The 19,647-nt window shown below is 49.9% G+C and carries 25 protein-coding genes; 11 read left to right on the top strand and 14 right to left on the bottom strand.

Going from position 1 to position 19,647, the window contains the following annotated elements:
* The first annotated feature begins 282 nt into the window (after positions 1 to 282).
* The 6 genes from BR04_RS15160 to BR04_RS15185 all read left to right on the top strand — a co-directional run bounded on the left by BR04_RS15160 (position 283) and on the right by BR04_RS15185 (position 5,154).
* Positions 283 to 498: a hypothetical protein gene (locus tag BR04_RS15160; RefSeq protein WP_496356868.1), complete on the top strand. Its 216-nt coding sequence runs from the start codon at positions 283 to 285 to the stop codon at positions 496 to 498.
* Positions 499 to 1,313: 815 nt separating this feature from the next.
* Positions 1,314 to 2,093, top strand: a complete 780-nt coding sequence (locus tag BR04_RS15165; protein WP_496356869.1) for a hypothetical protein — start codon at positions 1,314 to 1,316, stop codon at positions 2,091 to 2,093.
* An 88-nt stretch (positions 2,094 to 2,181) separates the two neighbouring features.
* The gene (locus BR04_RS15170) at positions 2,182 to 3,153 is read left to right on the top strand and encodes a DUF2157 domain-containing protein (protein WP_496356870.1); all 972 of its coding nucleotides are present in this window, start codon (positions 2,182 to 2,184) and stop codon (positions 3,151 to 3,153) included.
* The gene (locus tag BR04_RS15175) at positions 3,150 to 4,208 is read left to right on the top strand and encodes a DUF4401 domain-containing protein (RefSeq protein WP_496356871.1); all 1,059 of its coding nucleotides are present in this window, start codon (positions 3,150 to 3,152) and stop codon (positions 4,206 to 4,208) included. Before BR04_RS15170 ends, BR04_RS15175 begins: the two co-directional genes overlap by 4 nt.
* Entirely contained in the window at positions 4,201 to 4,728 is a 528-nt protein-coding gene (locus tag BR04_RS15180) for a GDYXXLXY domain-containing protein (protein ID WP_496356872.1), read from the top strand. Before BR04_RS15175 ends, BR04_RS15180 begins: the two co-directional genes overlap by 8 nt.
* Before the next feature lie 87 nt (positions 4,729 to 4,815).
* On the top strand, positions 4,816 to 5,154 hold the full coding sequence (locus tag BR04_RS15185; protein WP_496356873.1) for a zinc ribbon domain-containing protein YjdM: 339 nt from the start codon (positions 4,816 to 4,818) through the stop codon (positions 5,152 to 5,154).
* A 209-nt stretch (positions 5,155 to 5,363) separates the two neighbouring features.
* On the opposite strand, the gene BR04_RS15190 is transcribed toward BR04_RS15185, so the two are convergent.
* Positions 5,364 to 5,972, bottom strand: coding sequence for a BRO-N domain-containing protein (locus BR04_RS15190; protein WP_496356874.1), 609 nt, complete (start codon positions 5,970 to 5,972; stop codon positions 5,364 to 5,366).
* A 483-nt stretch (positions 5,973 to 6,455) separates the two neighbouring features.
* Here BR04_RS15190 and BR04_RS15195 point away from each other — a divergent pair, with 483 nt between their 5' ends.
* Both BR04_RS15195 and BR04_RS15200 read left to right on the top strand, forming a co-directional pair.
* Positions 6,456 to 6,917, top strand: a complete 462-nt coding sequence (locus BR04_RS15195) for a DUF6932 family protein (protein ID WP_496356875.1) — start codon at positions 6,456 to 6,458, stop codon at positions 6,915 to 6,917.
* Positions 6,914 to 7,846, top strand: a complete 933-nt coding sequence (locus tag BR04_RS15200) for a hypothetical protein (protein WP_496356876.1) — start codon at positions 6,914 to 6,916, stop codon at positions 7,844 to 7,846. The genes BR04_RS15195 and BR04_RS15200 overlap by 4 nt, the downstream gene beginning before the upstream one ends.
* A 20-nt stretch (positions 7,847 to 7,866) precedes the next feature.
* Here BR04_RS15200 and BR04_RS15205 read toward each other — a convergent pair whose 3' ends face one another.
* From BR04_RS15205 to BR04_RS15255, 11 genes are all read right to left on the bottom strand, one after another.
* Positions 7,867 to 8,307 carry a hypothetical protein gene (locus BR04_RS15205; RefSeq protein ID WP_496356877.1) on the bottom strand — a complete coding sequence of 147 codons (441 nt, stop codon included), beginning with the start codon at positions 8,305 to 8,307 and terminating at the stop codon, positions 7,867 to 7,869.
* Positions 8,308 to 8,335: 28 nt separating this feature from the next.
* Entirely contained in the window at positions 8,336 to 8,530 is a 195-nt protein-coding gene (locus BR04_RS15210; RefSeq protein WP_496355189.1) for a hypothetical protein, read from the bottom strand.
* A 41-nt stretch (positions 8,531 to 8,571) separates the two neighbouring features.
* The gene (locus BR04_RS15215) at positions 8,572 to 10,578 is read right to left on the bottom strand and encodes a terminase gpA endonuclease subunit (RefSeq protein WP_496356878.1); all 2,007 of its coding nucleotides are present in this window, start codon (positions 10,576 to 10,578) and stop codon (positions 8,572 to 8,574) included.
* A 4-nt stretch (positions 10,579 to 10,582) separates the two neighbouring features.
* The gene (locus BR04_RS15220; protein ID WP_496356879.1) at positions 10,583 to 11,164 is read right to left on the bottom strand and encodes a hypothetical protein; all 582 of its coding nucleotides are present in this window, start codon (positions 11,162 to 11,164) and stop codon (positions 10,583 to 10,585) included.
* A gap of 456 nt (positions 11,165 to 11,620) precedes the next feature.
* Positions 11,621 to 12,061: a hypothetical protein gene (locus BR04_RS15225; RefSeq protein WP_496356880.1), complete on the bottom strand. Its 441-nt coding sequence runs from the start codon at positions 12,059 to 12,061 to the stop codon at positions 11,621 to 11,623.
* Between the two features lie 360 nt (positions 12,062 to 12,421).
* Positions 12,422 to 14,731 (bottom strand): phage/plasmid primase, P4 family, encoded by a 2,310-nt coding sequence (locus BR04_RS15230; RefSeq protein WP_496356881.1) that lies wholly within the window; start codon positions 14,729 to 14,731, stop codon positions 12,422 to 12,424.
* A gap of 26 nt (positions 14,732 to 14,757) precedes the next feature.
* Positions 14,758 to 14,928, bottom strand: a complete 171-nt coding sequence (locus tag BR04_RS15235) for a hypothetical protein (protein ID WP_496356882.1) — start codon at positions 14,926 to 14,928, stop codon at positions 14,758 to 14,760.
* Positions 14,929 to 14,937: 9 nt separating this feature from the next.
* Complete coding sequence (locus BR04_RS15240) at positions 14,938 to 15,444, bottom strand: AAA family ATPase (protein WP_496356883.1); 507 nt, start codon at positions 15,442 to 15,444, stop codon at positions 14,938 to 14,940.
* A complete protein-coding gene (locus BR04_RS15245) occupies positions 15,432 to 15,890 on the bottom strand; it encodes a hypothetical protein (RefSeq protein ID WP_496356884.1) in 459 nt (152 codons plus the stop codon). Before BR04_RS15245 ends, BR04_RS15240 begins: the two co-directional genes overlap by 13 nt.
* 68 nt (positions 15,891 to 15,958) lie before the next feature.
* A complete protein-coding gene (locus BR04_RS15250; RefSeq protein WP_496356885.1) occupies positions 15,959 to 16,165 on the bottom strand; it encodes a hypothetical protein in 207 nt (68 codons plus the stop codon).
* A gap of 120 nt (positions 16,166 to 16,285) precedes the next feature.
* Complete coding sequence (locus tag BR04_RS15255) at positions 16,286 to 16,573, bottom strand: hypothetical protein (RefSeq protein WP_496356886.1); 288 nt, start codon at positions 16,571 to 16,573, stop codon at positions 16,286 to 16,288.
* A gap of 128 nt (positions 16,574 to 16,701) precedes the next feature.
* Here BR04_RS15255 and BR04_RS15260 point away from each other — a divergent pair, with 128 nt between their 5' ends.
* Complete coding sequence (locus BR04_RS15260; RefSeq protein ID WP_496356887.1) at positions 16,702 to 17,229, top strand: helix-turn-helix domain-containing protein; 528 nt, start codon at positions 16,702 to 16,704, stop codon at positions 17,227 to 17,229.
* Between the two features lie 74 nt (positions 17,230 to 17,303).
* Positions 17,304 to 17,708 carry a hypothetical protein gene (locus BR04_RS15265; protein WP_496356888.1) on the top strand — a complete coding sequence of 135 codons (405 nt, stop codon included), beginning with the start codon at positions 17,304 to 17,306 and terminating at the stop codon, positions 17,706 to 17,708.
* 14 nt (positions 17,709 to 17,722) lie between these two features.
* Here BR04_RS15265 and BR04_RS15270 read toward each other — a convergent pair whose 3' ends face one another.
* Together BR04_RS15270 and BR04_RS15275 are read right to left on the bottom strand one after the other, a co-directional pair.
* A complete protein-coding gene (locus BR04_RS15270) occupies positions 17,723 to 18,139 on the bottom strand; it encodes a type II toxin-antitoxin system VapC family toxin (RefSeq protein WP_496356889.1) in 417 nt (138 codons plus the stop codon).
* Complete coding sequence (locus BR04_RS15275) at positions 18,139 to 18,405, bottom strand: hypothetical protein (protein WP_496356890.1); 267 nt, start codon at positions 18,403 to 18,405, stop codon at positions 18,139 to 18,141. Before BR04_RS15275 ends, BR04_RS15270 begins: the two co-directional genes overlap by 1 nt.
* Positions 18,406 to 19,076: 671 nt before the next feature.
* On the opposite strand from BR04_RS15275, the gene BR04_RS15280 reads away from it, so the two are divergent.
* Positions 19,077 to 19,628 carry a hypothetical protein gene (locus tag BR04_RS15280; RefSeq protein WP_496356891.1) on the top strand — a complete coding sequence of 184 codons (552 nt, stop codon included), beginning with the start codon at positions 19,077 to 19,079 and terminating at the stop codon, positions 19,626 to 19,628.
* The last annotated feature ends 19 nt before the right edge of the window (positions 19,629 to 19,647 follow it).

Genomic DNA, 19,647 nt, shown 5'->3' on the forward strand with positions numbered 1-19,647 from the left:
CCCTTCAGTCGGGCAATTTCATCTTTGAGCCGGGAGATTTCTTCCTGCTGATTGCGAATGATCTCGATCAAAAGCATGATCGTGGGGTTTTCGAGATCAGAGGCCGATAGTGATTTGATTATGGCGTCGTGTGTTAACATGCTTCTTGCTTTATCAGATCAGGCTGAGAATGTTTAGCTTCTTTTACCAATGCCCGGACTTTTGGAGTAGTTACAGTTTCTTGAAGATCCCAAGAACAATATAAAAACAATAACTTCCAACAGCCATGAATCCGCATTTCAAATGCTGCAGGCAGGGCGAGCTCCTTTCATTCTGAATTATAGTGATCCTGCAAGTGAGACTATTTCAAAGCTAAATATCCAAGGCATCAAAAAAGCGACCTTAAAAAATATTGATCTTTATCTCCACATCAGCAAGAAAGTCACAGATGGACAGGAAATAATGAAAAGACTTATGAAAGCTCATGATGAGCTTAAGTCTGAAGGTAAAATAAAATAAGCCAGAGTAAGATGAACTAAGTTAAGACTAAAAGTCCATAAATTTAAGCTACATACTTGATTTCATCCGCGACAGGAAAGGGCTGCCCATCCTTCCCGCCATTTTTTTTATTCTTTGAGGAAGTTCATATTGTATCGATAGGGGCAGTCCTTATTTGAAGTAAAGTCGTTGCGGTAATTCAGGAAACGGGATCAAGCAATAGCAGTCCTCCAGAAAAAATACGCCTGCATTTCTTCTATAGGTGGCCGCTGAACGCGGATAGGGGGGATATGAAAAAGGATCGTTTTTTGAGGGTGCTGTGGGCTGTATAATGTTTTGTCAGCCCTTAGTAAAGATAAATAAAAATGAAAAGTTCAATGAAAACAATGAAGATATCGTGCATATTCGGTTTTATTCTAAGTATTTCATTCTTGCTTTTCTTTCTAACATATTGGCCTGAAACATCAAATACTATTACTACAAAACAACTTTCTAAAGCTATCGAAGAACATACAATCGATGACGATTTAAAAAAAATTGCAGCAAAAGCATATCGGTCAATGAATTATACAAATATTGCAAATATAAGCGTAGCTAAATACGTAATATCCTATACTGTAATAATGAATGTCTTATGGATTTTATGCTATTTTAGGATACGCAAAAGCAAAGATACAAATGGCTAACAATGCCCTTTCACAGCCGACCGGGCTTACGGCGCGACTTTTTTAAAGGATTTTACTTTAACAAACATTTTCGTCCTTTCAGCTTTTTTCGGGCTTTCCGCCCGCCGGGTGAAGGGCGGCGTTATGCAAATGATCAAACAGGAGAATTTAATGAATTTTAGAGATATTGCAAAGATAGATCCAAATTACTGTGAAATTAATAGAGAGGAAAGAAATTATACCGCTATATTGTTTACAGTTCTCTGCAAAGTAGAAAATACCATCAAATTTCTTAATCGATGTGGATTTAATGTTCATACACTTGGCCCAGATTTCGGAATATACTTTGAATATTCATTTCTCAGGGACTTGTGGTTTCAGATTTCTGATAACGAGACTAAAAAGGCAATAATCAGAAACCTTCTTCCAATCAAAGATATTGACGTCATTCTAAACAAACCAATCGTTGATATAAACCGAATTTTTGGAACAAGTGGGAAGCCTTCTACCGAATATATTGAAAGCCCGAGTAACTGGGCAATAACAAAATATTCTGATAACTTTGACGATGAAGATTTCATAAAAGTATGTATGTTCAAATGGTCTTTCAATATAAAGCCGGATATTGTCATTCACATTGATAAAAACACTGCATTATGTATTGAGGCCAAGTATGAATCAGGTGAAGGACAGTATCCTTCATCACAAAAAGATCAAATAATATTTACTGAAAGAAAAATAAACCGGGTTGGGCAAACAAAATTACAAAAGTACATGATGGAAGAGCTATTGGGTATTAAAACAAAATTCATGTTTCTTGTTTCAAAAAGCACCAATAGTGCTTCTCATGAAATTATCAACTGGCGGGAGACATTTGAGATTTTGGATACATCTGGATTACCACCATTTGCAAAGCAGATGATACAAAAAATTTCTGAAACAGTTACATAACAACAACATGAACGCGGACTGGGAAAAGCTGCACCGCTGAACTCCACGTTCGGCTGACAAACAATAACAAAGAGAAAAGGCTCAATTTATGGGTACACCTCGCAGGCAATTCATCGAATTGATAGAGCAGGGAGTCATACCAGAAGAGAAAATCGACATTGCCCTTTCCGTCGTAAAACTCACACCCGAAGGCAAAAACTGGCGGACTTTTATCGATCATCTCCTGCTTTGGCTTGGTGGCCTCGCGCTGGTCTTTGCGGTCATGTTCTTTATCGCATACAACTGGAAAGACTTAGGGCATTTTTCCAAATTCGGTATGGTGGAGGGGGTTATTGTTTTGGCCGTTGTCGCATACTGTAAACTGGCTGAAGACTCCATCGCCAGCAAGGTTTCGATTCTTGTGGCAACACTTTCCCTGGGTGTTTTGTTGGCGTTATATGGTCAGACCTATCAGACCGGTGCCGACCCGTGGCAGCTGTTCTTCAGTTGGGCTCTGCTGATGTTGCCATGGGCTGTTGTCGGGCGCTTTCCTGCGATCTGGATCGTCTGGGTCGCACTCATGAATGTATCCATCATCTTGTATTACCTGACCTTCCGGGGGATATTCGGTTTTGTTTTCAGCTCCGAGTCAGCCATGATGTGGATAGCATTTCTTTTTAACACCCTTGCATTTGTCTCATGGCAGTTATTGGCAACAACCTGGCAATGGCTATCGGAACGGTGGGCCATTCGGCTACTGGCTGTCGGTTCCGGTACCCCCTTGACTTGGCTGGTTTTATTATCAATTTTTGACCATCAGGAGGTAGTCGGTTATCCCGGTCTGGTATGGGTGCTATGGCTGTTTGCAATGTACTATATTTATAGAAAGATAAAACCAGATCTCTTTATGCTTGCTGGCTGCTGTTTATCCACAATAACAGTAACAGTTTCATTCCTGGGTAAACATATGCTGCACCATGGTGACGCAGGGGCTTTTCTGTTTCTTGCTTTCATCGTTATCGGCATGGGCGGTGGTGCGGCATTATGGCTTAAAAATGTTCATCGGGAGTGTCGGTCATGAGCAATCGAATATGGGATCTCCTGCACGAACAAGGGATCGTTCAGGGTGAGCAACCTGAAAATAAAGTTTTAGGATCTCCCTGGTACGTGAAAGTTCTTCTGGCTTTCTCCGGTTGGCTGGCGGCAATCTTTATTCTTGGGTTTATCGGCGCCGCTTTCGAGTTTGTTTTTAGAAATGCTGATGTAGCTGGCATAGTCGGGATGTTAATGATAGCTGGTGCTTTTTACGTGTTACGTATTCCAGCCAATGAATTCTTTGAACATTTGGGCCTGGCGACAAGTCTGGCAGGGCAGGCTCTAATTATCTACGCTATATTCGACCTTGCCGATCATAATGAAGTCCTGACATGGATCCTGATTGCTATGCTGCAAACCGCGCTGGTTGCGTTGATGCCCAGCTTTGTTCATAGCGTAGTTTCTGCTCTGGTTGCGCCAATAGCTTTGTCAATGGCACTCACTGAAATGCATATCCCTTATATTATTGGCGGTATCGTTATGTTTGGTACTTCGTACTGCTGGCTCAACGAATTCCGCTACCCACAACAGATGAAAAAGATAAGAGCCATCGGATACGGACTTGTTCTCGCTCTTATTGCATTGAAAGGGACAACCCTTCTTGGTTATAGCACATCTGGCCGGATCCTCTCTCAAAGACATGAGTTCTTTACCCAGCCATGGCTTGGTGAGCTCATGATCGGCGTTGTTACTCTATACGTTGTCTGGAATTTATTGCAGCGGTATGGACAACCGCTAAAAGGCCGTTTGTCAATCACAACCTTATTGGCCACCCTTCTAATTTGCGTGTTATCCATGAATGTTCAAGGGATAACCGTGGGGATGGTGATCATCTGCCTCGGTTTTTTCTGTGCAAATCGCGTTCTCCTTGGTTTGGGAATTGTATCTCTCCTGTTTTATATCTCTTCGTACTATTACCTGCTTGATACGACATTAATGGAGAAATCCCTGTCTTTACTCATGGTCGGGTTAATTTTGCTCTTTGTTCGGTGGTTACTGATCAGGATTTTCCCAGCACAAAAAGAGGTGCTCCATGCATAAGAAAATCGCTATCGCTTCTCTTCTTGTTATTTTGGCTCTTGTGAACTGGTCTATTGCCGGGAAGGAAAAACATTTATCAGAAGGTAAAGAGGTATATCTTGAACTGGCACCTGTAGATCCTCGCTCACTGATGCAGGGTGACTATATGGCTCTGCGCTTTCGTCTAGCCGATGAAGTTTATAAGATTCTTCCAAAAACAAAAGATCGCCGACGATGGCGGCATGATGTTGCAGCGTCGGACGGTTTCGTGGTGGCCAGCCAGGATGAACGAAACATCGGTACTTTCAAAAGCCTTTATAAAGATCAGCCCCTTTCAGACAATGAAGTCCTTTTACGCTACCGTGTTCGTAACGGTACCGTGAAATTTGCCACCAACGCCTACTTTTTCCAGGAAGGTCATGGCAAATACTATCAGCCTGCAGAGTACGGACAGTTCCGTGTGGATGGCAAAGGAGAGTTATTGCTGGTGGCAATGTACGATAAGGATCTGAACAAACTCGGCCCAAAAGAAAAAGAGTAAAAAGCAGGCCGAACAAGACTACTGCACAGCCGACACAAAAAACCGCGCGGCTGATTTAAACGTTCGCCAAATAAAGGAAAGTAAAAGATGAGTGAATATCCAAATTGCCCAAAATGCAATTCTGCCTATACATATGATGATGGAAATTTATATGTTTGTCCTGAGTGTGGCCATGAATGGTCAAAATCGAACATAGATACAGATGCAGAGGGTATCATAGTTAAAGATGCGCACGGCAATGTTCTGACTGATGGTGATTCTGTAACAGTTATTAAAGACCTGAAGGTTAAAGGCTCTTCATCTGCGGTTAAAGTAGGTACAAAGGTAAAGAATATTCGCATAGTTGAGGGGGATCACAATATTGACTGCAAAATTGATGGCATTGGTGCCATGAAACTAAAATCAGAGTTCGTTAAAAAAACTTAAAATGCAAAACTGATTCATTGCCATCGGTTCGAAAGCAGAAAAGGTCAGGATATCGATCTCCGCCTCAATACCGGAATCAAGAAACCAGACTACAATGTACAGCATAATTTGTGTCCGCTATTGCCAACAGGGGTCAGCCCCAAAGCATTGCTGAACCCCGGACGCAAAAGCCCCCGCACCGAAAAGGATGCAGGGGCTTTGTTGATGGATCAGGGCCGGAGCCGTGCTGCGGAGTCATAATCCCGTAGGGACTGGAGATAGGCTTCGTGGTGGATGTCCGGGCTGAGGACGCAGAGGGTGCGGAGGACATCGTTCATGGAAACCCCCAGATCCTGATACAGGCGGCTGAGGGCAGGCAGATCCCCGAGGATGGCGTTCACCTGCGTCACGAGCTTCCGGGCAAGGCGGATCTGGTCTTCCCTGTCCGGGGCTTCCGTGGCAAGGGCCGGAGGCGTTACGGAAAAGCGGCCTGTTCTGCGGATGGCGGGAAGCACTTCCGAGGCCACCCAGTTGGTGAAATCTTCGGCGGCGGGTTTGTTGGAGCGGAAGGCCAGCTTGTACAGGGCGGGTTCGTTGATGGTGACGAACTCCTGATCCTGTTCGCCGTACACCCCGTGCTGGTTCTGGAGGGGGGTGCGGAAACTCCGCATCCCCCTCCAGTTTTCCGGAATGCTGTCCAGTGTGTTACCCCTCCACGAAATACCCAGGGCATCGCAAACATCTCTGGCAACAAACCAGAGGCTTCCGTCTTCTTCGGTGAGGGTTCTTACAGTGTGATTCTGAAAAGTGAAATCAGTGGTGGGCAGGTTCTGTGTCATGACGGTCTCCTTTGCTGGTGATAGCTGGGAATCCGCCGCCCTTGTGCGAAAAGGGAGACGGAGCTGAGCGGGTTCGCACTACCGGGCAAAGGAGAACCGGCGCTTCCGAAGAAGCCCCGCACAGCTCCGCCATAAGGGTGAGCAAGGGCGCAAAAAATGCGCCTGCATTTCTTTCATGGTGGAGGGCGCTAGCTCCTCTGCTTTCGGGGGTGCGAATCCCGACTGCGGTTTTTTGCCGCAGCATGAAAACTGTACCCAGACCGGAATGGAATGTCAAGACGCTGTTGCGGATGGGGGAAAATGGAAGAAAATTACGGAAAACGAACGCGGGGGCTTGTCAGGGGCGGAGAGGTGGGGTATGGAAAAGGATCGTTTTTTAGAGGGTGCTGTGGGGTTTGTGGAGTGTATTACTTCTTACTCTGCATGTTGTACAAGTCTGTATGATGTTTTTTAGGCAGGCCTTTAGAACCGAGGAGAGAAAAGTTGAAAAAAGAGTATGAGCCCTTGCTTCCAGCAGGGATACATGAAGTGACTTTAGATCAGTTAAGATCAGATTTTGTTGAAAGCTTTCCAATGTCGAATAGAAGAAAAGAAATTTATAATCGATTTCTGGACTTTCTTCGTTTGATAATAATGATAGATGTTATTGAAGAGATTTGGATAGATGGTTCCTGTGTAACAAAAAAAAATGAGCCGGATGATATTGATGCAGTAGCTTTTGCTTCAGCTACCACTGTAAATTCATTATCTAATGATAAACAGAATACTATGGAAATGATATTTAACGATCCCATTACAACAAAAATTAGGTTTATGACCGATATTAGATTTTGTACTATTGAAGATCAAAATTTGCGTAGTTATTGGCGTGGGTGGTATTGTTTTACGCGAGATGAAAAGCCAAAGGGTGCTATTGCTTTGAAAGTCAGAGGGCTAACGCTATGACAAAAAGCATAAAAGAAAAAATATATCTCATAAATAAACACATCATCACTTTAGAACAATCAGAAAACAAAGATACCTTCTCAACAAAATTGATGATTAAAAGCTTAAGTGCTGAAGTGTTACAATTGACAGATCAATTAACAGAGTACCGAAATTTAAGAGGTTGTGAAATATTAGAAGCACGCGTAAAAGGATCTAAGGCAACATTCGGAAAGATGCCACTGCGTCTAGTAAATAGTACTTTGACAACAATTTACAATGCTTTGATTAACGCATCATCACGAATAAATTATGGAATAGAAAAAAGAAGAAAACCAAAAGAGATTGATAATATCATACAATATTCAATGGGTGCATACACTGGTGGTTCAACACGATTTTATTTCACCGCAAACGCTCCTCAGGCTGATATCTTTAATGAAAACCTAGCAGATATGACCCTGAATAGTATATTCGAAACACTTTCGACTGATTCGGTTGAATCTCTGATGGAAAAATATGAAAATATTGGAATAAAAAGCTTGAAGAATTTTCATGATCTTTTTTCAATGATGATTAATAATGGTCTTTCTATTGATTTTAGTTGGACAGATGAAGAAGGCATAAATCATAAATGGGAATCTAATAACGACATTTTGGTATCTTGGAAAAATAGAATAGAGCAAATTAAAACACAAAAATTAAGCCCTCTAAAAATTACCGGCATTATAAGTATGGTCAGTCTTTATAATAAGATTGATATAATAACTAAAGATGGTATTAATATTAAAGCAATTTATCCGGTATCTCTTTTTGAAGAAGTCAGAAAACATACAGTAGGAAGTAGTGTAACGGCTTATTTTTTAAGAAACAAAGTAATCAACATTGCTCGTGGCACAGAACGAACTAATTATTTTTTAGATTGTTTTATTGATAATGATGATGAGTAAAATGGATCAGATCCATATCTTTATACCCTTGAACCACCCCCCAAAGGCACTGTCCAGCGTATACTTTCAAGTTTTTTGAGAAAAAGTTCATCCTCTTTTTCCGAGTTCTCAAAATCAGGAATTTTTGACCCCATAAATATCAGACGGAATCTGGGCGTGAAACTTTTCCCGCTCCCATCCTTCGTTTCTGCTGAATCCACAGCATCCCCTTTCACTTCCACAGGCGCATCCTCCCCAAAAAGCTTCCCCTCATCCAGCGTTTTACCGTAAGCCTCCATCTCAAACTCCCTCACCGCCTCACAGGCGCTTTTATAGTGCGGCATATCCACCACCCGGCTTTTCCTGTCCCCGCACCAGATCACGGGGGTGGCATTCGGCTGCATGGCGATAAAATCCCTGAAATGCACAGCCGCCCAGTACAGCTTTTCGATCATTTCCTCTGAAATATTTTCCGTTTTCATGGTCTTCTCCTTTTTTTCCTGTTTTCCCTCACGCTGCACCCCTTCCAATCCTCTCCCGCCGCCATTCATCCACCAGCTGCATGTCCGACTGCCACTCCGTTCCGATGAGCTGCTTGGCAGGAAAGCCATGTACCTGAATGGCAATCTTCAGCCTCGGCGCACTCATACGCGCATAGGCACAAATTTCTTTTAAGCCCACAAGGGCCGTAGGGCTGGGTTTCATGCTGCCTCCTTTATGTTGTCCGTTGTAAAAAATTCCATGGTTCACATCCTGTCCCGCCATCCGGGAAGCTTGCGCCCCTTCTCCGGCCTTTCCCCCTTCGGTCTCCGGGGCGGAGGCGGCGGGGCGGCTTCTTCCACCACATTCACCCGATCCTGAAGAAGGTTCACGCCGCCGCCGGGCCATTCCCACAGGGCCTGAGCCAGAGCGATGCACTCACAATCCAGAAAATGATTGTCCTTTCGAAGCTGCACCCAGACCTGCCGCCCCGCCTCTTCCCGAAGCTCTTCCGCCGTGATCTGGCGCAGATAGTCCGATCCTTCGGCCACACCCTCATGGAGATAGCCCGCATGGCCACGGCCCTGAATGGCGTTTTCCAGACGCTCGAAAAAGGAGGTCTTGAGCCGGTTGGGGTCCAGCAGCATGAGGCGCGCGCCGGAGCGCAGCTTCTTGCCGGATCGGGTCTGGCGCAGGGGGTTTCCCAGCTTGCTGAAGCTGGGAAGGCTGGTGGATGCGCCCTTGGTCACCCAGACCTGACACCCACGGCAGAGGCCCCAGCGGCTGTCCAACCAGAGATAAGCCTCGTCCCGCATGGTCTGGCCCGTATCGTAGGCGTTGCCCCCGGAATCTCGGGCCGCCCGCCAGATCTTCATCCGTAAGCCCGGTTCTCCGTCGATGGGCCAGCTCCGCTCATACAAAAGATGATCCAGATCCGCCTCGTCCGGCGAGAATCCGCTTTCCACCAGCCAGGAGTTGAAGTGCCTGTCCCAGCCGCGAACCACCCAGAAAAAGCCCCCGTGCTGCTGATCGATGCCGCAGGTGAGGGCCACGGCCCCGTTTGCCACCATGCCGGGGGCAAGGGAGCAGCGGGCCTTGAGGGCTTCGGCCTCGGAGGTGGATTCCAGAACAATCTTCCAGGGTTCGGCCGCGTAGTTGTTCCAGAAATCCCGTAAGGCGGATTTGCTGGTAAGCCCCCGGAGAAAGGAGGCCGCACATTCCGAAAGGGTCACAAAAAGGGAATTCCATCCGGGAAAATGCACGCCCACACGGCTGGGGCGGCAAGATTGCAGGGCAGCGGAAATGGAAAGGCCCTTATCCCGTGAGCGCCATCTGCCGTGGCGCACGGCCATGTCCCGCTTTTCATCGTCCCAGTGGGAGGGGCAGTGGCTGCACTCGTACCATGCCAGATGCTGGGATTCCACACGGGAGGCGTCCGCAGCGCTGCCTTCGGGCCATCGGATGCGGCTGAAGGCCATCTTCTGCTCCCTGCCGCAGTCCGGGCAGCGGACGTGCCAGTCAAAGATCAGCTCCGCCTCCTCTTCCATGAACTTCCAGATGGGGCCGTTCTCCGTGGTGGGCGTGGAGAGCATGAAGATCTTCGCCCGCCCCAGACGGCGGAAGGTGGTGGTGCGCTTTTCCGCAAGCTCGATGGGCCCGGCCTCGGCTTTGTTGGAGGTGAAGGGCATGTACTTGTCCACCTCGTCCAGCACCACGGTGTCTGCCGGATCCGAGGCAAGGCTTGCCGGAGACCCCGACCAGCCGATTTTGATCCAGGTGTGGGCCAGCTGCACCGAAAGCCCCTGCACATCATCCACATACCCCGTGAGGTGCCGGGACAGCTGCCGGGTATGGCGGATCATGGGCACGATGCGCTTTTTCATGACATTGCGGCCCGTGTCCTTGTCCGGATACACAAAAATCACCTTCGCACTCTGCTGATCGATGCGGGAGCCGACCATGTTCAGGGCGGTTTCCGTTCCTGCGGACTGCACGGACTTGCACAGCCCCACCTTCACCACAGAGGGAAAATCCAGAATCTCCATGATGCCCTCGGCCCAGGGCGCGTTCTCGTGCCGCCACGGGCCTTCGATGGCCGAAAGGGAGACGTAGCGGTAGCGTTCCGACCAGTCTGCAATGGACATGGGCGCAGGTCTCCGCATCACCCGCCGTACCCCCGGAAGGGGCTGAAAGCGGATGCTGTGGCCTGAATGGCGGATGACGCTGCGGTAGGTCTCCGGCATCCAGCAGGGGATGGGCTGCTGCATTTCCATGGGGCTATCCTTCTTCCAGAAACTCTTTTTCTTCGTCCGCGTACTTCAGCTCAAAGGCTTCCGTGCGGGACAGCCGGTGCATCATGGCATCCCACTCCTGACGGAGCAGATCCCGGCCAAGGTTGGCTTTTGCGCCGTCTCCGCCCACCATGCGGGCGATGTCCGGCATCAGGCGATCCATGAGCTGCTTGGCCGAGGTGTCGAGGATCTGAAGCAGGCCCACCAGCATCTGATCCACCTCGTTTCTGTCCACCAGCTTTTTTCTTTCCCGTGCCAGCTGAAGGGCCACCATCTCCCTTTTCTGGGCCATCAGCTCCAGCGCCAGAGCACGCTTGGCGGCGTTGTCCTTTTCCAGCTGACGGGCGGCGGTGACAGGGCTGCCGCCATCGGTCTTTTCCAGCTCGGATCTGGCCACATAGGCCAGAACCTCCGTTTCCGTAATGGGCTGGCCCTTTTTGTAGCGGATCAGCCCGGTTTTCTGATCCTGATAGAGCTTGGTCTTTTCGATGGAAAAGCCCTCTCCCTGCAAAAAGCGCAGGACGTCCATCAGGGTCTTGAACTCCCTTTCAGGCGGGGTCTCCTCCATCCCTTCTCCTTCCATGAATCCTCAAGCCAAAACCTGCGCGAGGCCCCTTTAAGCGGGAACCTTTGTGCGCTCCTTCCGGCCTCTTCAGCCGGGTATCCGCCAGCCCGATGGCCGGACTTTTTTTTGCGAACGACAGGCCCCTCCAGCGGGTACCTTTGCGTTCCCGACCGACCCCGATGGGCCGGGGACTGCCAGCCCAATGGCCGGACTTTTTTCTTTGCGAACGACAGGCCCCTTTAAGCGGGTACCTTTGCGTTCCCGACCGACCCCGATGGGCCGGGTACTGACGCCAGCCCGGTGGCTGGACTTTTCTTTGCGAACGACAGGCCCCTCCAGCGGGTACCTTTTTTGCGCACTTTCCGGCGGGTTTTAAGGGTTTGAGCTGCTGGCCCCTAAGGCGGGAACTCTTTTTGCAGCGTCAGTTCCATGACGGAATTCCCCAAAAAACCTCCGGAATTACAGACTTTTCCGTTTTCCGTTCCGTTTTCGGTTTTCACTGTGCATGAAGCTCGCGCCTCCGCGCCCCGTGCAGGGCTGGGGGCCAGGGAGTACCTTGGCCGCTTCGAAGACAGCCACATCGCTGACCGGCAGGGCAAAAGCCCCGTTCTCCAGCAGGGATTCCAGGTCCGGACGCGCCATTGTGACCAGTGCCACGGCGTTCCGGAAAAACTCCCAGCGGGTCGTCTCTATGGGCGAGACGCCTGGCCGGGCCTGGATGCAGAGATTGCCGGAGCTGTCCTGAACCAGTCGGATGCCGGATTCCGGCCAGCTCCGAAGATGGGAGGAAAGGGCCACCACAGGCGGGCTGTCCTGCCAGCGCAGCAACTGGGGTGTTTGAATTTCCCTTTCATGGATTCTCATCTCCGGGAACTTTTCAAGAAGACTGGGTCGCGTCATTTTTCAGCAATCTCCGGTGTTTCTTCTCTTTTGGGTCGCATGGGGGTCGCATAAAATCCATAACTGCTTTTTTTTAAACCAAGTTAAATCAGTAAATTAAGCCAAGTGGGTCGCATGGGCCGCATGGATTTCCATTGAAACAGCTCCGGCGGCTAAACGATACCCGTCCCCACCCTGTCCGCATGCGCGCGTACGCGTAAGGACTTGGATTCCATGCGACCCACGCGACCCACCCCAGATAACATGCTGATTCCCATGCTTTTTCTTGGAGGCCCAAAGTGACCACCATGCGACCCGCACGCGACCCACATGTGACCCATTGGAAGGGTCGTCCTTTTTTCTGAAGGGGGTGCGGGGGAATCAGTTCGGGTCATGGACCACCCCTTTGTACACTCTTTCCCGACTCAGGCCCGATCGGCGGCGTGACACCATGGCAGATGGCACTACTATTTTGAGTTCACGGGTAAAGTGATTGAGATTCATAGGTCCAAAACCGCACTTGCCGCAGAAGTCCCTGTACTTTTCGTAAAGGACACTCTGGCTGACTTCCATGCTTTCCCCTTCGTAAACCGGCACTACCCTGCAACAGTCCGAGACAAAGCCTAAAACGGGGTTGTTCTCGTAGCTGTATTCCATGAGGGTGCGCCGCATGTCCGCAGAATCCGTAAAATCCTTTTGCCTTCGCAAGCGGTCCAGCCCGACAAGCGACCAGGCGAAGATCCCCGGAAGTTCGGCCATGAGTTTTTCCTGCAAGTGTAAATCTCTGTCTGCGCCTTTAAACTGCTTTTTGAACGCGATGGTCAGAAGGCGGCGGATAAAACCATCGGTATTGTCCAAAACCCGTGGCCAGCGGTTACAGGCGAACACCAGCTTGCAGCGGGGTTTGAATTCAAAGGGGTCTTTGTTCTTGAATGCGGCGGAGATCATGTCACCGCTCACAATGGCCTTGAAAGAGCTGGAGGCAAAGGCCTTGCCCTCGGTCTCCGTGGAGGTGTTCAGCAGCTTGCCAAAGAGGGAGGCGCGGTAGAACTGATCTTCCAGATCCGCCATGTTGACGGCGGAGCAGTTTTTCTCCCCCACCAACGCCTGAAGAATGGAGATGAACTTGGATTTTCCGTCCGAGCCCCGGCCATAGAGCAGCAGGGCCTTTTCCATAAAAACTTCCTGAGTCAGGCAATACCCCGCCCACTCCTGGGCCACGCGGATGCTGTGTTCATCCTGAATGGTTTCTTCGAGAAAACGCAGCCAGCGGTCACAGGTGGCTTTGGGGAGAAAGGGCACGCCCAGCATGTGGGTGGCGTAGAACTCCCGCTTGTGGGGCATAAGCTCATAAGTGTTCAGATCCAGCATGCCGTTTTGCAGGCAGAGCACATGGGGAAAGGGGTCCATACCGCTGCCCTGGGGCAGGGTGGAGAGATCCCGGATCTGGGAGACCACGTCCGTCACCCGGCTGGTGGTGGCTTCTTCCCCCAGCAGCAGAAGCGCCCTGCGGCGGATGTAGGCCATATTGATTTCTTCCCAGAACTGGCCGTTCCACTTATAGATGAGGCCGGACAAAGGATCGGAGATCAGCTCCATTTCCTCCATCATTTCACGGGCCAGAAGGGCGGATTTGAAATTGCCGTCCGTACCCATGAAGCGTTCCAGAGACTCCAGCCTGCCCCGTGTGGATTTGACCCGGGTGGCTTCGATGAGCAGCTCTTCCAGCTCCTGAAGACCCCGGCGGTGCTTTGCAAACCAGTCTGTCAGATCCTGACCATGATCTTCCGGCCATGATCCGTTCTGCCTGCCCATGAAATCCGGCCAGCGCAGAATACGAACGGATTTGGCTACTTTAGAAAGATGTCCCGCCACCATCTCGGCACCCCGGATGCCCTTGCCATCGGCATCGTAGGCCACCACCACGTCCCGGTCTTCGAAAAACCTGGAAAAGCTCCGCTTCCAGAAACCCGCTCCTGCGGTCTGGGTCACGGCATTCAGACCATGGGCCCAGCCGCAGACCACGTCCGGCTCGCCTTCCAAAAGCCAGACAGGCCCTTCCTTCCATTTGCTGGGTTCGGGCCACAAACGGCTCTGGCCCAGCCCCCGCGCAGCGGAGATGAGCTTGAATTCTCTGGCACCGGGAAGATAGGAACGGATGTTGCGGATCTGGCCTTTCGCATCCCGCACCACCATGGCGATGCGGCAGGGAGTGCTTTCGGGCATGAAGGCCCCGACACGGCGGTTCCAGCGCAAAGTCTGGAGGCGCAGATCCAGACTGCGGATGGCATCCTCCGACCAGCTTCGCTCCCGGATCAGCCTGTCCACCATGTTTTGGGGAAGGGCGGGAAAGCGATCCCAGGCCTCTTCCAGTTCGCCCGATGTGGGAAGGGCTTCGGTTTCGGTCTCATCGGGTTTGAATTTTTTGCAGAAGGCGCTGAAGCCTTCCTTGCTGTCCGTTATGCCCTGGGCATTGGCCCAGAGTCTGATGAGATCGCCGGACTCTCCGCAGGCAAGGCAGTGGAAAAGGTCTTTTTCAGGGGCATAGGAAAAGGAGGGGTTCTTTTCATTGTGAAAAGGACAAAGCCCCCGGATTTCACCGGGAGACGAGGCCCTGCGATCCACGGCAAAGCATTCGGAGGCAATGCGGCCCCGCTCTTCGGGATTTAAGAATTCAACGGCTTTTCCCATAGCGTTCTCCCAGCTTTGCTAAAAAGTCAAACCGGCGTCCCGTATCTTTTCTCAAGCCTGTCTGCATCCAGATCTGCCAGTCTGGCCCTGAGGTGCATCACGCGCTTTTCAGGGCCTTCAAGGTTCAGGGCTTTTCGTTTCATAAGCTGAGACAAAAGCCTTTTTCTCTTTATTGTCAAAGCAATGAAATCTTCCATGTTTCCCCCTTACTCCAGCACAAAGCCCGGAGATCCCTTACCAAGTCCCAGACGGGCATAAATGTCCAGCATGGTGCGCTCCACCCGCAGCCGAAAATCGCGGCACCCGTCCCGAACCCCATCGGCAAAGTGAAAGTCATTTTTGCCGCTCATGCGGAAGTGAATGCGCTCGTACAGGGGCAGATGGCTTTCCACCAGGCCCATCATGCCCTTGGCCAGCCGAAAAAAACCTGCGGCATGGGTGTAGGCAATGGCATCCACCGCGCTGCGGTCCGAGATCACCAGATCATAGCGGCAGAGCATTTCCAGCTCCTGGGCAAGCTGGGTGGCAAAAATCCAGCGCTGGGCCTCGGGCGTTGTGTGCTGGTTCACGGGCATGGGGCAGCAGGCGGCCAGCTCCTGAATGAGGCCCACCGCAGCGCCGGGATGCTGCATCTTCATTTCTTCGGCCAGCTCCAGAACGCGGACAGACTTGCCCACGCCGTGGGTGCCGGATACGGCGATCAGCTTTCCCATGTTCCCCCCTTTCGGATGAGGTCTTCAAAAAGCCTGCGGACTTCCATCACCTCCCGCTCCAGATTGCCGATGAGCCGCGAGGTTTTCATCACGGTGGCGGTTTCTCTGGACATCAGCCCGTCCCGGAGGTGCTGCATGAGCGCACCGGTCTGGATGACCACATCTTCGATTTCATGGCTGAGGCTGTTCGTTCCGGGTGTGGCCAGATCAGAAACCGGCATCAGCCGCCATCCCGGCGGTTCCAGCAGCATTTTGATGGTGGGGCTGCCGGTCACGGCAAAGGCCGCACGGATGGCCCGGATGTCCGGAGTGCGGCGGGGGTCGGAGCAGTATTCGTAGACGGTTCGTGCCGCCATGCCTGCCATGGTGGCCACCTGCGGCACCAGCACCTGATCTTCACGGTTCTGGATCAGGGCTTCATACAAAATGGCGTTGATGTCGTTCATGGATGCTCCTTTGGGCAGACCTGTCGCTGAAAAAGGGCGAAAGGGAATCTCCTCCCGCCCGTCTGGGATCAGGCAAAGGCGGCCACGGTTTCCGGCGGCGCTGTCTGCACAAGCTGCGGAGATCCCATCCAGACCACTTCCTGGATCTTGCCGTCCTTCAGCTCCTTTGGAAGAATTTTGTATTGTACACCCCCGTCGTGGTGTTCCATCCGGGCTACGACAAACCCTTCAAAACCTGTGAACCTGTCCTTTACCATGCTTCCGAGTTCAATCATGATTTCACCTCATCAGAAGAATATTGAAAATGCCGGAACCTTTCCGGCTGGAACCGCCAGTGGCTACTGTATCCGCAAAAACCCGATGAATTTTTGCGTTTAATCTGTTCAGGGTCGCGCTTATTCTGTCTCCGGCTGATGACCAAAGGTCGCGAGGCAGCGGGGAAGATCCGGGCTTTCTCCGGAAATACGGGCCTTGAGATAGGCTTCCACTTCCGGCCAGTGGGCCTCGATGACGGGCCAGGGATTGCCGTAGCGTTCGGGCCACATGAAATGAAAGGGCTGTATCCCCAGAGAATCCGCAAGCAACAGGGCCTTGTCCGGCCTTGGGAGGCATACGCCAATTCTCAGGCGGCGAATATGGAGGGGATGCTGTCCCAGGATTTCTGCCAATAATGTGTTGTTCATTCTCTTTTTCATGGACACACTATATTTTGCATTAAAAGCATCGTCAAGAAGTTATATTGCATTTAAAGCTTTTTTTACGGATTGTAAAGAACAAGATTTTTTTTTACGTTTTTTGTATATTGGGGACTATGAATACGAGAGACCACATATGCGGCATCATTAACAGGCAAATGCAGAAGTTGAATGTTTCCCCTCAGGAACTTGCAGCTGTCACAGGGGACACCCCCACATCTGCATACAGGTGGAGCCGCAATGCTCTTCCGAGGCCCGATAAGATTCCTGCTATCTGTGATTTCTTGAAAATATCCCCCAATGAACTTTTCGGATTTCAAGAGAGCGCCGACACAATACCCGTGCAGGAACAGCAGCAGACATGCAAAGATGTTGTGGCGGCGGGGGGGATAATGGACGAATCTATCAAGCAGATGTATGAAGAGAGAATAGAAGATTTACGCAGGCAGGTTGAGCTTCTTGCAAAAACCGTAGAGCGGGAAACCCTTCGATCAGAAAAACAGGAACTCCAGATTGAAAAACTCCAGCTCATGCTGGAAAAGCAACAGGAAAAAGTTTCGTTTCTCCTTCAGGAAAACACACTTCTCAAAGCCAATGCCCTTCAAATAGAATCTGACTCCAGGAAAAAAGCCTCGGGGGAATAGTAGCGGCTCGCAGAGGCCTTACGCTCTCTCTGGAACGCCGAAGTGGTCTCGACCGCAGGCAGTCTCAGGAGGATGTGGGCACGGAGCGCCGCTCCGGTGAGGATCGCAGACAGGTTCAGAGGGAAATCTCTGTCCTCGTTTTTGCGAGCCGCAATATCCGGCGGGCCTTCGAGGACTGGGTATTGGAGCACGGCAGTACAGACGTGATCCGCCTGGTCTCGGACAGGTACCGCATCCTTGCCTGTCAATGGGAGCTGTGGTCGGCATTGTTGGATTACAATCTTAAAGATATTGATTTTGCAAGAGATATTTATCTGAAGCCTGAGCAGAGGGATGAAGTTTTCGAGGAGGTGGAAAAGGTGGGGTATGCCCGCCGCATTGTCCATATTACCCGTTCGGATGGGCGCGTGGTGGATATGGACATTATCTATTACAGGCATGACAACGGGTATTACTATACGTTTGTAAAAATACTCTGAAGCAGAGGAGGAAATCAGATTCTGGTTTCCTCTTCTGCTTTGGGGCAGGGATATGGGAGCAGGTTCAGCCCTGGAATAAATCGGTAATCTTTCTGGTTTTTGGTAATGAAGGGAAGATTGGCAGCCAGGGCCGTGGCTCTAATCAGGGCATCCGGAATCATAAGGCCATGACTGAGGCGGTATTTCTTCAGGAGATCCAGGGCTGTATTGCAAACAGAGACATCCAGAGGAAATACCTTGAATTTTTTCATAAAACGGTCTGTTTTTCGTAATTCTGTCTTGTCTCTACACCCAACAACCAGCTCCATGAATGTCACGATACTGATACCAATACCTGTCTTTTTTTCAAAAAAAAGCAAGCACTGCACTGCGTCCTCAACTCCCTTTGCAGCATCAATGAGAATATCTGTATCCAGAATCGTTGTTTCCATTAAGAATCCCCCCATTCCTTCCGCCGCATGCTCCGAACCCATTCTGAGCTGTCCTGCATATCCTTTCTGTCCTGCCACATCCCAATAAATGATTCTTTTTCCATGCAAAAAACTGTCTTCTTATTTTTTTTCTGTTCTTCCGGGTATCGGGTTTTAAGAAAAGCAACAAAATCCACTACCTGACGCAGTGCTTCCGGCGGCAAGGATACAATTTCACGAAACAGTGCCGAATCTTTCATGTTTCCCCCTATCCTTAAAAATTCCAACAGTCTTTTCTTGTTCACAAAATACCATACAGCGCCAATCAACTGGAAGAGTCGGAAAAAAATTTCAGAGAAGACGGATAGAAAATTTTTACATAAAACGCAATTTAGTTCTTGACAATGTTAAATTTAAACCTCAAAGTCTAATAAAATTTCTTTTAAAGCATTAACCCCTGCACGGCGGCCACCGTACAAGGGCTGAAAACAGCACAAAGCGAGAGGTATTGATCCATGATAAAATTCCCCTATGACGATGAATTTCCGTGTCTCTCTGGTTGGGTTACAGTCTTCTTTTTTTGGGGATTGGTTGGCTTTATCAAAAAACTGTATCTTGTTTTTTTCGGTTAAAATTCAAAAGCATACCAGACATCTTAATGTATTTGCGGCAGGATTTTCCGGATTCTCAGCAGGAAGCCTTACGAAATCAATCCGTTCCGATAAACGGACAAAGCCCCTGCACGGCGGCCACCGTACAAGGGCTGAAAACAGCACAAAGCGAGAGGTATTGATCCATGATTAAATTTCCCTATGACAATCAACATCCATGTTTCTCTGGCCTGCTTACCGGCCTTGTTCTTTACGAAGTGCTTAGCTTGCTGAGGAAGTTGTATCTTGCCTTTTTTGGTTAAAATTCAATAGCAAATAGAAATACTCATTAAGGAGCTGAATCCACCATGCATATCCCCCTGCTTATCTGTTCAATGACTGCTTTTTTCGTGCTCATCGCTTGCATTGCGGTTGTCATCATCCGCAACCGCTATTTCCGGGCCTTCCGCGCTGAACAAAGCGCAGACATCCTGCATCGGCCCTACAACATCGAAAACATGGCCTTGTCCAGAGATCCCGTGGTGCTGCATCTTCAGAAGCACACCCATTACGCCATCTGCCACATGGGAATCCAGGCTTTTACCCAAGTCTGGGAGAAAGGCATGGTTCCTGTTCCGGAGGATTTTTTCACGGAGCTTGTCCGGCAGCACGACAGTCAGGCCCTTGTCATACCAGTGGCAGACAGAGGAAAGCTTCCGGCCAGCATGACAGCGACCCAGATTCGCAAAACCGGGGATCTTGCCACAGCAATCCTGGGCAGGGATGTCGTGGAAGGCCTTAAACGTAAAAATATCACCATTGTATCCAGAATTTTTTTCCTTGAGCTTCTGAAAAAACGGCACAGCAGGGCCTTCCGGATTCTCAGCAGGAAGCCTTACGAAATCAATCCGCTCCGATAAACGGGCAAAGCCCCTGCAC

This window comes from Desulfobotulus sapovorans DSM 2055 (assembly GCF_059569355.1).

Bases quoted from the DNA above. Each gene is read 5' to 3' on its own strand.
- BR04_RS15160 (WP_496356868.1), top strand. From the start codon at position 283: ATGCTGCAGGCAGGGCGAGCTCCTTTCATTCTGAATTATAGTGATCCT.
- BR04_RS15165 (WP_496356869.1), top strand. From the start codon at position 1,314: ATGAATTTTAGAGATATTGCAAAGATAGATCCAAATTACTGTGAAATT.
- BR04_RS15170 (WP_496356870.1), top strand. From the start codon at position 2,182: ATGGGTACACCTCGCAGGCAATTCATCGAATTGATAGAGCAGGGAGTC.
- BR04_RS15175 (WP_496356871.1), top strand. From the start codon at position 3,150: ATGAGCAATCGAATATGGGATCTCCTGCACGAACAAGGGATCGTTCAG.
- BR04_RS15180 (WP_496356872.1), top strand. From the start codon at position 4,201: ATGCATAAGAAAATCGCTATCGCTTCTCTTCTTGTTATTTTGGCTCTT.
- BR04_RS15185 (WP_496356873.1), top strand. From the start codon at position 4,816: ATGAGTGAATATCCAAATTGCCCAAAATGCAATTCTGCCTATACATAT.
- BR04_RS15190 (WP_496356874.1), bottom strand. From the start codon at position 5,972: ATGACACAGAACCTGCCCACCACTGATTTCACTTTTCAGAATCACACT.
- BR04_RS15200 (WP_496356876.1), top strand. From the start codon at position 6,914: ATGACAAAAAGCATAAAAGAAAAAATATATCTCATAAATAAACACATC.
- BR04_RS15205 (WP_496356877.1), bottom strand. From the start codon at position 8,307: ATGAAAACGGAAAATATTTCAGAGGAAATGATCGAAAAGCTGTACTGG.
- BR04_RS15210 (WP_496355189.1), bottom strand. From the start codon at position 8,530: ATGAAACCCAGCCCTACGGCCCTTGTGGGCTTAAAAGAAATTTGTGCC.
- BR04_RS15215 (WP_496356878.1), bottom strand. From the start codon at position 10,578: ATGGAAATGCAGCAGCCCATCCCCTGCTGGATGCCGGAGACCTACCGC.
- BR04_RS15220 (WP_496356879.1), bottom strand. From the start codon at position 11,164: ATGGAGGAGACCCCGCCTGAAAGGGAGTTCAAGACCCTGATGGACGTC.
- BR04_RS15225 (WP_496356880.1), bottom strand. From the start codon at position 12,061: ATGACGCGACCCAGTCTTCTTGAAAAGTTCCCGGAGATGAGAATCCAT.
- BR04_RS15230 (WP_496356881.1), bottom strand. From the start codon at position 14,731: ATGGGAAAAGCCGTTGAATTCTTAAATCCCGAAGAGCGGGGCCGCATT.
- BR04_RS15235 (WP_496356882.1), bottom strand. From the start codon at position 14,928: ATGGAAGATTTCATTGCTTTGACAATAAAGAGAAAAAGGCTTTTGTCT.
- BR04_RS15240 (WP_496356883.1), bottom strand. From the start codon at position 15,444: ATGGGAAAGCTGATCGCCGTATCCGGCACCCACGGCGTGGGCAAGTCT.
- BR04_RS15245 (WP_496356884.1), bottom strand. From the start codon at position 15,890: ATGAACGACATCAACGCCATTTTGTATGAAGCCCTGATCCAGAACCGT.
- BR04_RS15250 (WP_496356885.1), bottom strand. From the start codon at position 16,165: ATGATTGAACTCGGAAGCATGGTAAAGGACAGGTTCACAGGTTTTGAA.
- BR04_RS15255 (WP_496356886.1), bottom strand. From the start codon at position 16,573: ATGAACAACACATTATTGGCAGAAATCCTGGGACAGCATCCCCTCCAT.
- BR04_RS15260 (WP_496356887.1), top strand. From the start codon at position 16,702: ATGAATACGAGAGACCACATATGCGGCATCATTAACAGGCAAATGCAG.
- BR04_RS15270 (WP_496356889.1), bottom strand. From the start codon at position 18,139: ATGGAAACAACGATTCTGGATACAGATATTCTCATTGATGCTGCAAAG.
- BR04_RS15280 (WP_496356891.1), top strand. From the start codon at position 19,077: ATGCATATCCCCCTGCTTATCTGTTCAATGACTGCTTTTTTCGTGCTC.